Genomic DNA, 12,966 nt, shown 5'->3' with positions numbered 1-12,966 from the left:
AGTAACATTCATTTGGAAGTAAAATTTATGATGAAAAGCGTGATTTTGTTGGAACTTTATAACGCCATTACCACAAACCCGCAGATTCTTACTCCGCCATTTATTGAAGAATTACTCAAGACTGTTTTACCTTTAGCCGAGTCTGATGCTGATGATAAAGTCGTTAAACAAGCGATTAACAACCTCTATCGAAATTTTACAGAGGTGAGAGATTTGATTGGCAATGTGAGAAAAAATCTTGATGATGCAGAAGCAGAAATCACCCCCGGTTATGAAACACTCATCAATACATATCCAGACATCAAAAAACTAGAAGCAAGCTTGAAAAAACGCATTGACAAAGCCGATGCTAAAAATTGACCATCCCCAAATATACATCTACAGCTACCAACTCAGCCAGGAAAGCAAAACAGCAGCTAACTCAATCTGGACTTGGGCTAATAATATCTGGCAACATTTCAGCCCGGAAAAAGAGCTAATCTTTTCCCAATCCAACCTCGGTTATCCCCTAACTAGAGTCCAAAAATTCTCGCATTCCAATAAAATTGATGGTTCCTTCAAGTTTTGCCGTCTGGATGATAGCGAAGGCATTTTAGCAAGAATTGGCAGCCCAGAAACCGATGAAAATAAAGATATAGATATCGCAGCATTAAAAGATTTTAATGTTAATAATCTCATGGCTGATAGTTATAAAGATTGGCTGGGACAGACTATTTTTATAACTTACAAATTACAAACCTATCAACCTCCAACTAAAAAATACCTCCGCCAAGTTGCGGATGAATGTTTAAATAATCTCTTCCCACAAGCATCTGTGCGTTTTTGCCGCGATACTGAGTTACTGGGTTCTCCAATTTTTGAGTACAGTTCGCTCAAAAGTCAACTACAAGTCTTTGTTTATCTGGTTGACGATGAGATTGAGGAAAAATTAGGGCAAATTCTTCAACCTTTGTTTGAACTGTTTTATTACCGCCATAAAATCACTACAGCTTTTCTGGATAGTCGCAAAAATTATGATTTACTCAAGGGACTATATGCAAAAATTGAGGGGATAATCGCTAACTTAGAAACAAAAATTGCTCAGTTTGAATCGAACAATGATGTTGCTTCCCAGGAAAATGTTAATACAGATGAGTCTTTAACCTCTCTGAAAAGCACACTCAAACAGTTACTTCGAGAAAGTTTGGATTATGAAAGAGTATTAGAATCTCTGGAAGATTTTAATAATACGATAAATATTCATGTTTACAATTATCAGGAAAAGCTGTCTGAAATCTGTGATAAATGGCAAGCATCAACCGAAGAATTAACAACGTTCAAGTTTTTTATTGATAGAAATTGTCCGTATTTTCAACGACAAATTCAGGGCGATTTAGGCTATTTTAAACATGGCACTGATTTGATTAAGATTGCGGTGGATTTGGTAGCCGGGATTGTGGATATCGAACAAGCAGAAATCGATCGCTCTTTGGAAAGAACCATTCAAATACTCGGTACTGGATTAGGGGCTGGAGGCCTTGTGGTGTCTGCGGTTGCCAATTATATCGAGACACCGCTACTGTTCAGAATACCTCAAAAAGGGGATGTGCTTCACCCGGCTGTAGCTAGTCTGTTGTTGAGTCTCTTGGTTGTAATCGTGGTTTCTGCATTGATGGGTTGGATTAATGGTGCATGGAAAATTAAGGGTAATTTTAGATGGTTTCGGGGTAAGTCTGAACGTCCCAGATTGCCCGATTCCCAAAGTCCACCAGTTAATGATATCTTACAGGAAGCGGCCGACGTGCTAGAGCAACATTCCGAACAAGAATAAAACTAAATCCTAGAGATAGATAACTAATGTCATACAGTGATTTTACCTTAAATCGAGTTTATAAAGACTTTAATTTAACGATTGCCGAACGCTCTAATATATTTGCAGAAATTCCCGAATTAATACCTAGCGACTTTCTCCAAGAAACCCTGCGTGATAATGTAGCTTTAGCCCTCGGCAGCAATACAGAAAAAGCTCGATCCGAACTTATTATCACTCCCATTCTCGTCGAATTAAGAAAACAATTAAATTATCAAATTAGCTGGTTTTCCGGCATTGACTTTAGTGTAGATAGTACCAAAGGATTAAACGGGAGTTGTGACTTTATCATCAGTCAATCTCCCGAACTTTTATTCATTAGTGCGCCAGTCATCACCATTGTTGAAGCCAAAAAAGAAAATATACTAGCTGGTTTAGGACAATGCGTAGCAGAAATGTTGGCGGCGCAAATTTTTAACCAAAATGAAGGTAATGAAATTCCTGTGATTTACGGTTCCGTTACCACTGGCACAAACTGGAAATTTATGCGATTATCAAGACAGACGATCGAAATTGATTTAGTTGAATATTTTCTCAATGATATTGGTAAAATTTTAGGTATCTTAGCCAGTGGCATTCACTCAAATCATTAAGGCTAAAGAAACCGGGTTTTTACTTAATCTGTTGCCACAATGAATGATTTTCCCAAAAAACCCGGTTTCTGACTCCGCAGTGAAGGCCAAAGAAACCGGGTTTTTCCCTAATTTGTGCGCCACAATCAAGGATTTTCGTAAAAAACCCGGTTTCTGACTCCGCCGATTAAGAGAGAATTTAGAAGTGTTGAAATCCTCGATCGATCTCCAATCTAAAATCAAAACAAATACCACTGCTATCACTCAACCAAATATCGCTGCTTTCCGTAGTAATTCCGACGATCGCACTACCATCACCGATTCGATCGACCAATAGCTTAGCATGGTCGATCGGCAAAAACAGCACTAACTCAAAATCCTCTCCACCGTACAACGCCCACTCCAGAGCCTTTTCAGTAGATACGATTTCGCTTAAACTATGGGGAATTGGTATTTTCGTGCGATCGACTTTTGCACCAACACCGCTAGCCCGACAAACTTGAATAATCGCATCAGCCAAACCATCGCTGCTGTCCATTCCAGCAATCGAAAACTCACCCGCAGCATCTAAAATTTCCCACAAAATCGGCAAAACATCCAGCCGCGGTTTAGGCTGCTGATGAGCGAGAATTAAAGAAGTTCGATCGCCCTTTTCCAGATTTTGCCCAAATTCTGGATTCAACAACAATTCTAATCCCGCGCGGGATGCTCCGTGAAACCCAGTCGCCACAATCGCCCAATTCGATCGCGCATTTGCCCGACTAATGGTACGATCGCACTCAACCTCCCCAAAAGCCGTAATCGCCACAGTCACCACGGGCGATCGCACAACATCCCCACCGGCGATCGGCGTATGATACACTTCCAAACAAGCCGTCATCCCCCGATAAAACTCTTCCACCCACAGCACAGCCGTATCCGCAGCCACAGCCAGGGCTACCGTCACCGCCAGAGGCTTTGCACCCATTGCAGCCAGATCCGACAAATTCGCGGCTGCGGCGCGCCATCCTGCGTAATAAGGGCCTGTGGTGCGATCGCTAAAATGCACACCATCCACCAACATATCCGTTGTCACCGCCAGAGATTGGTGAGGATTTGTCGGAAGTACCGCACAATCATCTCCCACAATTTCGGCGGGGCAGAATTTTTGCAATATTCTTAAAAGACCTTGTTCTCCAATATCTTTAACTTTCATAATTAGGAATTAATTCTGCTGGGCCGCAGCAGGCGCAGAGACAACAGAAAAGAGAGTATGTTTATTGTAAATTTGATGAGATTGTACAGCACTTTTCAATCCGATCGAATATATTATGGAGGACACGGCGCCCTCCCCATTGCTGTCAACAATCGTCTGAAAACTTTTGTATCTCTCGTTTGTGCCCGAGTATGAATACCCCTAACTCCACCCTGGGACTAAGAGGGATTTAGGGTATCGAGTCCGATCGCACTTATCCATCTCCAATCAACCAAAATTCAACGGATCGACATCAATAGTTAGACTAACAGAACGTGGCGTGCAATCGCGCAACCCGATCAAATCCGACAAATCCACAGACTCATCCAAAGGCAACTTCAGCAAAATCTGCCACCGATAGCGATTAGCCACCCGCATAATCGCCGCCGGTGCAGGGCCCAACATCTCGCAGCCAGTCACCGAAAGTCGATCGATATACTGTTGACAAACAGATGCCAATTGTACCGCAGTTACCGCAACTTCCGCCGCATCAACACTACTCAACCGCAACAAAATCAACCGCCCCGAAGGTGGATAATTCAGCGCCGCCCTTTCCGCCAACTCCGTCTCCACAAAACCCGCATATTCGTGCCGCCTCACCGCTTGAATTACCCGATGTTCAGGAGTATAAGTTTGAATAATTACCCGCCCCGGATCGTCACCTCTGCCCGCACGTCCCGCGACTTGAGTTAATGTTTGAAAAGCTCGTTCGCTGGCGCGATAATCCGATAAATTCAGCAACCCGTCAGCAGACACAACTCCCACCAATGTGACTCCAGCTAAATCTAACCCCTTCGTCAACATTTGCGTGCCAAGTAAAATATCAGCTTCCCCATTGGCAAATTGCGTTAACAATCGGCGGTGATCGCCCTTATTTCTCGTAGTATCACTATCAAACCGAATCGCCCGCAATTCGGGAAACAATCTTGTTAATTCCTGTTCAACTCGCTGGGTGCCGCTGCCGAAGTTTTTGAAGTAAGGAGAACTACATTCTGGACAGTTTTGAGGGTGTCTTTCCGTGTGGTTGCAGTAGTGACAGCGCAAGATTTCTGCGCTTCCTTCCCCGACGTGGTGATAGGACAGCGAAACATCGCAATTCGGGCATTCCATCACGTACCCGCAACTGCGACAAGAGACAAATGTGCTGTGTCCTCTGCGGTGAATAAACAGGATGCCTTGCTGTTGTCTCGCTTGCAATTGTTCCAGCGCGTTTTGCAGGGAAGTGCTGAAAATTGAGCGGTTGCCTTGCCGCAATTCTTGGCGCATATCGACTACTTCCACAGGCGGCATCGGGCGGGAATAAATGCGAGTTGGTAATGATAAATAATGGATAGTTGGTAACGAGTCATAATCTCGGCGCGTCCCCACCAACGTCTCTAAAGCTGGCGTTGCGGAACCTAAAATTAAGGGACAATTTTCTAATTCGGCGCGCCATTTGGCAACGGTGCGGGCGTGGTAGCATGGCGCTGGTTGGTCTTGTTTGAAGCTGCTGTCGTGTTCTTCGTCGAGGATAATTAAGCCGAGGTGCGGTAATGGTGCAAAAATGGCCGATCGCGTGCCGATGACAATTTGCGGCGTTCCAGTCAGCATCTGTCGCCATGTATCGTAACGTTCGCCGTCGGATAGGGCGCTGTGGTAAACGCAAATTTGCTCGCCAAACCGGGCGCGGAATCTGTCTGTAAGTTGCGGTGTCAACCCGATTTCAGGAACTAGGACGAGGGCGGATTTGCCACTGGCGAGGATTGGGGCGATCGCCTGCAAATACACTTCAGTTTTACCAGAACCGGTAACGCCGTGCAATAGCACTTGACGGAATCCCGAAAAACTGTTAATAAACGTTAAAGCTTCAGCTTGAAAGCGAGTTAATTTTTTCGGTGCATCGGGCAATTGAGCAATTCCGCGATCGCCCCTAAGCACTTCCCTTTGATCGATTACAACACTGCCTTTTTGTTCCAAAGCTTTAACAACCGAAGAACTTGCGCTGCAAATTCTCAGCAAATCATTCATCCACATTTCACCGCCACCGCGCCGCAAAACTTCCAATACTTCTTGTTGCCGATTAGTTAAATCTGTGACAAATGCGCTGACAATTAATGTCACTGCCGGTTTTAGTTGTGGTTTGGGAGGATGGGGCGGTTCTAAATAACTTTCTACCCAACCGCGTTGCAATAAATCTTTCAATCCCCGATAACTTCCCTTGACTTGGCGCTGAAGGTATTGCCAAGTATAATCGCCATTTTTTTGAGCTTGCAGCAATTGCAAAATTTGACTGGCGGCGGGATTTAGAAATGTTTCGGCATTCGGAGAAATAGCATCCTTAATTAAGCGAATTCGGCGCACGGAACGGCTTAACAAACCGGGTGGCAGTGACGCTCTAATTACTTGAATTAATGGTGTGCAATAATAGGTGGATACTCGTTCTATTAGTTCCCAATAACTAGCAGGAAAAAAGCCCGTATTAACAATATCTTCTACATCTTTCACCCGCGCCGGATCTAAGTCTGCCGGCAGTTGAGTAATGAACCGAATTGCGATCGCCCCTACCTGTTGACTGCCAAAGGGTACACTCAAAATATCCCCCGGCTGCACATTCATTTGGGCAGGTAAGCTATAGGTAAATAACTTGTTTTCCTCCCCCGGCGAGTCCCCCGCGCCCCTGAAAGGAGAGTCCACCAACACCTCGATCCACTGTGCCGGCGCGGTGGGGCGCTGGGGCGGTTGGCTGCTACCGTAGGATGCCCCGGCCTCTGCCGCGGAGGGGGTTGATAAACCAAAAGTGACAGTAGACATAGGGTTGCACATCAAACTAGGAGGAGCCGCAGTCAAAGCGAGTTTTCATTATCTCTCAATTTAGCTCGATCGATATATACCGAGCCTAAATTATTTGTGTAATTCTTGTAGGGGTAGTGGGCCGTGCCTACTAAGAGCGCTTCGGGGTAGGCATGGGGGCACTACCCCTACATATTTGTACATAAGATTTAGACGCACCATATTATAGCAACCTTCTTGGCTTTTAAGACATAGATAACCTGATGAATAGAACCGGAGACTCTCTACCCTAAACGGTTTGATTCCCATATGTAACTGTCAACTGTCAATTGTCCACTGTCAACTGCTATAACTGCGGGATTTGGCGATCGGAATCTCGATCGCAAATTCAGTCCCTTCTCCAACAGCCGATATGCACTCCAACCTCCCGCCGTGTTTGTCCACAACAATTTGATAACTAATTGACAGCCCCAAACCAGTCCCATGCCCGACTGGTTTAGTTGTGAAAAACGGATCGAAAATTTTTCCTTTTACAGCTTCATTCATTCCCAGAGCATTATCTTTGATGCTAATTCTAACCCGATTCCCGGAAATAATAGAAGTAGTAATGACAATCTGACTGGGGTTGACTTCTATCTCGCCTAGAGAACGCTTTTTGTCTCGCTCCCGCACGGCATCAATAGCATTATTAATGATGTTCATGAATACCTGATTCAATTGTCCCGGATAACATTCTATTTTTGGCAAATTGCCATAATCTTTCATAATCTCGATAGCCGGATAACCTGGTTTTTCCTTAGTTAAATTTTGCAAAATTAACAAGGTGCTGTCAATTCCTTCGTGAATGTTAACTGGTTTCTTTTCGGCTTCGTCTACCCGCGCAAAATTGCGTAAAGTCAGCACGATTTCGCGGATACGCTCGGAACCAACTTTCATTGACGCCAGAGTTTTCAACAAATCTTCGCGCAGAAAGTTCAGGTCAATCTTTTCCAGAAAATCTTCAATTTCTGCATCAGTTTCGGTATAGCGATTCTGGTACATTTCGAGCAATTTTAGAATATCGCCAGTGTAGTCATTGACATAGGTGATATTACCGTAGATGAAGTTGACGGGATTGTTGATTTCGTGGGCGATACCAGCTACCAAAATCCCCAAAGCCGACATTTTTTCGGCTTCGATTAATTTGATCTGCATTGCTTGCTGGTTTTCCAGAGCTTTTTCTAGTGTAGACATTCTTTCTTTTAAGATTTTTTCGGAATCTATAAATTTCTGAGTGACTGTTTTTAGCAAAAATTCTTTTTCTTGATTTAGGGCTTCTAATTGGCTGCGTTCGGCTTCCGAAGTTTCGAGTTTTTCCCGCAGGATTAGATTTGCTTTTTCTAGCTCTTTGATTCTGTTTTCCCAGTCTGTTGGTTCCATCGGCTATTATTTTGAACCTAAAAATAGTGTCACAAAAGTTTTATTATGAAATTTAATGGCACCCTTTACTTACTTAGAATCTTGTCGCGACTAGACTAGAAAATTTTGTCAGCAAAATTCAACATCTCCTTTATTTTGCTACATCTAAAAATCTTATCTAAGATTGATTAAAAATGTCAAGAGATTAACAACAAACTTAGTTAGAACCGATCGCAGTTTTTCATCCCCGCACTCGCATTCGTGGGGTTGTCATCCGTGGAACCCGATCAGCCCGTTAGCGTTAGCGCAGCAAGCTCTGATAAAAGCTTGCATTCGAGAGGATCGCACATTTGTATGGCCAGCCCCAGGGTGAAAGATTGCCCGATGAGCGACAAGATTTGTACAAAACCCGCCCCGGGCGATCGCCCACAAGCAATCTCAAGTACCAAGCCAATTGTGCTGTCCCAGAAGGCAATCATACTATACCATTGCTGAGAAATCTCACTCCAATGTGTCGATCGCACTCACACACCCGCACCATTTTGTGGTAAGAACTACTACTTGTGACAACATCGACACAGCAGTTTATATTTGGAGAATAATTGATGTCAGGTAGCGAAGTTCGTGCAGACTTTTGGATGAGCGAGTACATTACCCCTTGGGATATTTACGTTCACGGTATCATCAGCGTACTCGCTTACAAGAAAACTGCCTACCAAGAAATGTACGTCGTTGAAACCGGCACCTACGGCAAAGGCTTAGTTTTGGACGGCAAATGGCAATCTTGTACAGGCGACGAGTTTCTGTACCACGAACCCCTCGTGCACCCAGCCATGATTGCTCACGGTTCACCCAAAAAAGTGCTGGTGCTCGGCGGTGGCGAAGGAGCTACAATTAGAGAAGTCCTGCGCTGGAAAACAGTTGAAAAAGTGGTGATGATCGACATTGACGGCGAAGTAGTAGATGCTTGCCGCGAACACCTGCCAGAAATGCACCAAAATGCCTTTGACGACCCCCGTTGCGAAGTAGTAATCGGCGATGCTTTGGACTATTTAGACAACACTGACAACGATTGGGATATTGTGATTTCTGACTTGTCAGATCCCATTGAAGAAGGCCCATCTTTCCAGTTGTTTACCAAAGAGTATTTTGAGAAAGTTCGCAAGATACTGTCGCCTAACGGATATTTTGTAGTGCAAGCGGGCCCTGTTTCTCCAGCAGAAATGAAAATGCACGCCCGCATTGTCAACACCCTGAAATCGGTTTTCCCCAACGTTCAATCCTGCACCAGCTTTATTTCTACCTACGGAGCTCCTTGGGGTTTTGCCGTAGCTTCCAGCCAGGAAATAAACACGCGGCCTGAACCAGAAGTTACCGACAAATTGCTGGCAGAGAAAACAATTGGCGGGTTTCGGATGTTAGACGGAATTACCCTGCTAGGATTGATGCAAGTTCCCGGTCACTTGCGGCGAGTAATCGCCGAGGAAACCGAAGTTTACACTATGGCAGCACCGCCTAAATTTTTCGGGAAAGGCTCTGTCGGTCAGTGAAGCTAAATTGAAAGAGAAAAGTCGTTTGGAGTAACTGAGATGAACAATTTAATCCGCATAGTGGCTGCAATTTTTATTCCCCCGTTGGGCGTATTTTTGACTGTTGGGATCGGGGCTGATTTTTGGATCAACCTGCTTCTAACCTGTTTTTTCTGGTTTCCGGGTATGATCCACGCTATTTGGATCATTGCCAAGAACGATCGGGGCTAGGTTGATATCAAAGATATTAACTTTAGGGGCGGGTTTTGCTAGCCATATCTGTCAGTCGCGAAGCGATATAAACCCGCCCAACCCAACAAACAACCTGTATTAATTATGATGTTAACAACAAAAAATTAATGCAGGTTGAGATTTTTTAGGGTACGAACGGGTTTATTTAAATTGTTTATTGGTGTTCGAGATTGTTGGGTAAATCAACCATAAGACTTGTAGGAGCGGGTTTAGCCAAGGATTTTGACAGCAAACAATCTCGGTACAAAACCCGCCCGCTGCCCTACAAGGGGCGGTTTAGCCAAGGATTTTGACAGCAAACAATCTCGGTACAAAACCCGCCCGCTGCCCCTACCAATGAACTCATTCTCCTCTCTTTCTCGTCAAAATCCCTTGACTGGGACTGAACAGCAAAGCTACTAAAAATAACCCAAACACAACTAATACAATTGCCGCACCAGATGGCATATTCAAATAATAACTGAGATACATCCCAGTCACGCTAGCTGTCATGCCAATAATTGCCCCCAGTCCCATCATTAAATGCAGCTCTTTTACTAACAAATACGCCGTAATTCCCGGCCCGATTAACAGCGAAATCACTAACAGCGCCCCCACAGTTTGCAAACTTGCAACCACCGTCAGCGTAATCGCTGAAATCATTCCCAAATAAATCCAGTTTACAGGCAAACCGGACGCTTGCGCGCCCAGCGGATCGAAAGTATAAAATAGCAGTTCTTTGTAAAAGATTTTAACTGCGACCAAAATTATCAAAGTTATCGCAAAAGTCTGCTGCACGTCCGACGGTGCAACTGACAAGATATTCCCGAACAGAAACCCATCTAAGTCTAGTTTTGTAGTCCGCAATAGGCTAATCAATGTGACGCTAATTGCTAAGAAGGTAGACAAAATTAATGCCATGACTGCATCTATTTTTAGGCGCGATTGCGATTGAATCCACGCCATAATTACTGCGCTGATGATTCCCGATATAAACGCGCCGATGGAAATATTGAAACCTAAAGAAAATGCCACCGGCAGTCCTGCTAATACTGAATGGGCAATCATGTCAACCATCATTCCCATTTGCTGTACAATTAAGTATGAGCCGACAACGGCGCAGACAATTCCTAGCAAAATTCCGACGGCGATCGCATTTCGCATGAACTCGAATTTTAGCGGCTCAATTAGTAGGTTTAACATTTAATTTTCTCGATAATAGTTACAAACTCCATTGATAAAAGTCGGCGGTTGAAACCGCCCCTACACAAACGAAGTCCGGATGGTGCGCGGACTGAAGAATACAAGCTAATTTTAACCGCCCATTCTTCAACCCCTCCCTTGCTCGGGTTTTGTTTGTATAGACGCGGTTTTAACCGCCCAGTCTTCTTATCTTACGCAGAAACTAAGCTTAAATCGTATCCATAGGCTTTTTGAATATTGGCGGCGGTGAGAACTTCTCGGCAGGAACCAGTGGCAATTAGCTGCTTGTTTAGCAATAATAAATTATCGTATTTTTTTAAAGTGTCGCCTAAATCGTGGCTGATTACTAGCAATGTTTTATTTTCGGCTTTGAGTTCGGCAAAAATATCGAAAATAATCTCTTCTGTAGCTTTATCAATAGCATTAAAGGGCTCGTCGAAGAAGAATAAATCGGCTTGTTGGGCGATCGACCTTGCTAAGAAAATCCGCTGCTGCTGTCCGCCGGAAAGTTCGCCAATTTGCCGATCGCGCAAATCCCACATTCCCACCCGCAATAAAGCAGCTTTGACCAATTCCTGCGACTGCTTCGAGGGACTGCGAAACCAACCAGTCTGGACAGTCCGCGCCATCATTACCGCATTCCACACCGTAATCGGATAATCCCAGTCAATTTGCGATCGCTGCGGCACGTAAGCCACCCGCGACAACTGTTCCTTCAACAACCGCCCCTGATATTTTACCAAACCCCGACACGCCGGAATCAATCCCAGCATCGCTTTCACCATCGTGCTTTTCCCCGCGCCGTTGGGGCCGAATACACCGGTTAATTGTCCGGGTTCTAACTGGAAATTCACGTTGTTAAGGGCCGAAATTCCTCGATAATTCACCGCCAAGTCTTGCACTTCTAACATAATTCCAGATTTAGAGAACGATTCTTGTTGGTAGCTACTACAATAGGATAACTCTAAAAGTAATAACGATTATCGTTCTAAAGGTAAAATGTTAAAGAACTTGACCGGAAAAAGCGGCAGATTGTGCGGTGCTGCGGTTTTGGCGATCGGCTGCGGGCTGGTTGCGTGCACTTCCGCCCCCAAACCCAGCAATTCCACGCCAGAGAGTCCCGCTGCAACTCAAGCCAGTCCCGCCACCAACTTACCAAAAGTCGTGGCCACGACGGGCGTGATCTGCGACATTACTAAGGAAATTGCTCAAAGCTCGATCGACACCACCTGTCTAATCAAGCCCGGAGAAGACCCCCACGCCTACCAAACCAAGCCGGAAGACCGCAAAGCGATTGAAACAGCAAATTTGATTTTATACGGCGGTTACAACCACGAACCCAGCATCATTAAATTAATTAAATCCAGCAGTAATTCCGCACCCAAAATCGCCGTACACGAACTCGCCGTTCCCAAACCTCTAATGGGTGAACACGAACACGAACATGGCCCAGAAGACAAAGCGGAAAGCAAACCCCACGCAGAGGGCGAAAAAGTCCCCGATCCTCACGTTTGGCACAACCCTAAAAATGGCGTGCGGATGGTAGAAACAATTCGCGATGAATTGATCAAAGTTGCTCCTGCAAATACTCAACTTTATACCAGTAATGCCGCGAAATTAACAGATGATTTAGAAAAAATAGATACTTGGATTAAAGCCCAAATTGCCACAATTCCGGCGAATAAACGCAAATTAGTCACAACTCACGATGCTCTGAGTTACTATGCCGATGCTTACGGTTTGGAGATTGCTGGAGCTTTGCAGGGAGTAACAACAGAGGAACAGCCGACAGCAGCCAGAATAGCGGAATTGTCATCAGAAATTAAGACCGCTGGAGTGCCAACAATTTTTGCCGAAACCACAACTAATCCGAAGTTAATGGAGACTGTGGCGAGGGAGGCAAATGTCAAAATTTCGGACAAGGAACTTTATAGCGATGAGTTGGGCGGCCCCGGTACCGGTGCTGATACCTATGAAGGAATGCTGAAAACTAATACTTGCGCCATCACTTCCGGCCTCGGCGGCAATTGTACTCCCTTCGCAGGACAAGCAACACCAACTCCCAAACCATAGAAAAGTCGGCGGTTGAAACCGCGCCTAGACAAACAAAAACCGCCTCCGCGGTTTGAAGACAGGGCGGTTAAAATTATATTATTTTCTTGACACCGCGGAGGCGGACTA

Annotated in this window: 12 protein-coding genes; 7 read left to right on the top strand and 5 right to left on the bottom strand. The window is 44.8% G+C overall.

Going from position 1 to position 12,966, the window contains the following annotated elements; all coding sequences use genetic code 11:
- Positions 1–27 precede the first annotated feature (27 nt).
- From QUB68_RS19185 to QUB68_RS19175, 3 genes are read left to right on the top strand one after another with little or no spacing between them, the layout of a single operon-like run.
- Positions 28–360 (top strand): hypothetical protein, encoded by a 333-nt coding sequence (locus tag QUB68_RS19185; RefSeq protein WP_332995434.1) that lies wholly within the window; start codon positions 28–30, stop codon positions 358–360.
- A complete protein-coding gene (locus tag QUB68_RS19180; RefSeq protein WP_332995433.1) occupies positions 347–1,810 on the top strand; it encodes a hypothetical protein in 1,464 nt (487 codons plus the stop codon). The genes QUB68_RS19185 and QUB68_RS19180 overlap by 14 nt, the downstream gene beginning before the upstream one ends.
- A 26-nt stretch (positions 1,811–1,836) precedes the next feature.
- The gene (locus tag QUB68_RS19175) at positions 1,837–2,442 is read left to right on the top strand and encodes a hypothetical protein (RefSeq protein ID WP_332995432.1); all 606 of its coding nucleotides are present in this window, start codon (positions 1,837–1,839) and stop codon (positions 2,440–2,442) included.
- 178 nt (positions 2,443–2,620) lie between these two features.
- Here QUB68_RS19175 and thiL read toward each other — a convergent pair whose 3' ends face one another.
- From thiL to QUB68_RS19160, 3 genes are all read right to left on the bottom strand, one after another.
- Positions 2,621–3,616 (bottom strand): thiamine-phosphate kinase, encoded by a 996-nt coding sequence (gene thiL, locus QUB68_RS19170; protein ID WP_332995430.1) that lies wholly within the window; start codon positions 3,614–3,616, stop codon positions 2,621–2,623.
- 267 nt (positions 3,617–3,883) lie between these two features.
- Positions 3,884–6,445: a primosomal protein N' gene (gene priA / locus QUB68_RS19165; protein ID WP_332995428.1), complete on the bottom strand. Its 2,562-nt coding sequence runs from the start codon at positions 6,443–6,445 to the stop codon at positions 3,884–3,886.
- 318 nt (positions 6,446–6,763) lie between these two features.
- Complete coding sequence (locus QUB68_RS19160) at positions 6,764–7,843, bottom strand: sensor histidine kinase (RefSeq protein WP_332995425.1); 1,080 nt, start codon at positions 7,841–7,843, stop codon at positions 6,764–6,766.
- Positions 7,844–8,172: 329 nt separating this feature from the next.
- Between QUB68_RS19160 and QUB68_RS19155 the strand changes: the two genes are divergently transcribed.
- The 3 genes from QUB68_RS19155 to QUB68_RS19145 are packed head-to-tail and all read left to right on the top strand — an operon-like array spanning position 8,173 to position 9,582.
- Complete coding sequence (locus QUB68_RS19155) at positions 8,173–8,373, top strand: hypothetical protein (protein WP_332995423.1); 201 nt, start codon at positions 8,173–8,175, stop codon at positions 8,371–8,373.
- Positions 8,374–8,427: 54 nt separating this feature from the next.
- The gene (locus tag QUB68_RS19150) at positions 8,428–9,372 is read left to right on the top strand and encodes a fused MFS/spermidine synthase (protein WP_332995421.1); all 945 of its coding nucleotides are present in this window, start codon (positions 8,428–8,430) and stop codon (positions 9,370–9,372) included.
- Positions 9,373–9,411: 39 nt separating this feature from the next.
- Entirely contained in the window at positions 9,412–9,582 is a 171-nt protein-coding gene (locus QUB68_RS19145; RefSeq protein ID WP_332995419.1) for a YqaE/Pmp3 family membrane protein, read from the top strand.
- Positions 9,583–9,945: 363 nt separating this feature from the next.
- On the opposite strand, the gene QUB68_RS19140 is transcribed toward QUB68_RS19145, so the two are convergent.
- The gene (locus QUB68_RS19140; RefSeq protein WP_332995417.1) at positions 9,946–10,785 is read right to left on the bottom strand and encodes a metal ABC transporter permease; all 840 of its coding nucleotides are present in this window, start codon (positions 10,783–10,785) and stop codon (positions 9,946–9,948) included.
- Between the two features lie 191 nt (positions 10,786–10,976).
- Positions 10,977–11,696 carry a metal ABC transporter ATP-binding protein gene (locus QUB68_RS19135; protein ID WP_332995415.1) on the bottom strand — a complete coding sequence of 240 codons (720 nt, stop codon included), beginning with the start codon at positions 11,694–11,696 and terminating at the stop codon, positions 10,977–10,979.
- Between the two features lie 88 nt (positions 11,697–11,784).
- Between QUB68_RS19135 and QUB68_RS19130 the strand changes: the two genes are divergently transcribed.
- On the top strand, positions 11,785–12,858 hold the full coding sequence (locus QUB68_RS19130; RefSeq protein ID WP_332995413.1) for a metal ABC transporter solute-binding protein, Zn/Mn family: 1,074 nt from the start codon (positions 11,785–11,787) through the stop codon (positions 12,856–12,858).
- Positions 12,859–12,966 lie beyond the last annotated feature (108 nt).

The sequence above is a fragment of the Microcoleus sp. A006_D1 genome (assembly GCF_036702805.1).
In the GTDB taxonomy this organism is placed as follows: domain Bacteria; phylum Cyanobacteriota; class Cyanobacteriia; order Cyanobacteriales; family Microcoleaceae; genus Microcoleus.
Note: the sequence above shows the minus strand (reverse complement) of the source record. Positions and strands in the feature narration are given on the sequence as shown.

Excerpts from the sequence above, each read along its gene's own strand:
- QUB68_RS19135 (WP_332995415.1), bottom strand. The coding sequence starts at position 11,696 with ATGTTAGAAGTGCAAGACTTGGCGGTGAATTATCGAGGAATTTCGGCC.
- priA (WP_332995428.1), bottom strand. The coding sequence starts at position 6,445 with ATGTCTACTGTCACTTTTGGTTTATCAACCCCCTCCGCGGCAGAGGCC.
- QUB68_RS19145 (WP_332995419.1), top strand. The coding sequence starts at position 9,412 with ATGAACAATTTAATCCGCATAGTGGCTGCAATTTTTATTCCCCCGTTG.
- thiL (WP_332995430.1), bottom strand. The coding sequence starts at position 3,616 with ATGAAAGTTAAAGATATTGGAGAACAAGGTCTTTTAAGAATATTGCAA.
- QUB68_RS19185 (WP_332995434.1), top strand. The coding sequence starts at position 28 with ATGATGAAAAGCGTGATTTTGTTGGAACTTTATAACGCCATTACCACA.
- QUB68_RS19130 (WP_332995413.1), top strand. The coding sequence starts at position 11,785 with ATGTTAAAGAACTTGACCGGAAAAAGCGGCAGATTGTGCGGTGCTGCG.
- QUB68_RS19140 (WP_332995417.1), bottom strand. The coding sequence starts at position 10,785 with ATGTTAAACCTACTAATTGAGCCGCTAAAATTCGAGTTCATGCGAAAT.
- QUB68_RS19160 (WP_332995425.1), bottom strand. The coding sequence starts at position 7,843 with ATGGAACCAACAGACTGGGAAAACAGAATCAAAGAGCTAGAAAAAGCA.
- QUB68_RS19175 (WP_332995432.1), top strand. The coding sequence starts at position 1,837 with ATGTCATACAGTGATTTTACCTTAAATCGAGTTTATAAAGACTTTAAT.
- QUB68_RS19150 (WP_332995421.1), top strand. The coding sequence starts at position 8,428 with ATGTCAGGTAGCGAAGTTCGTGCAGACTTTTGGATGAGCGAGTACATT.
- QUB68_RS19180 (WP_332995433.1), top strand. The coding sequence starts at position 347 with ATGCTAAAAATTGACCATCCCCAAATATACATCTACAGCTACCAACTC.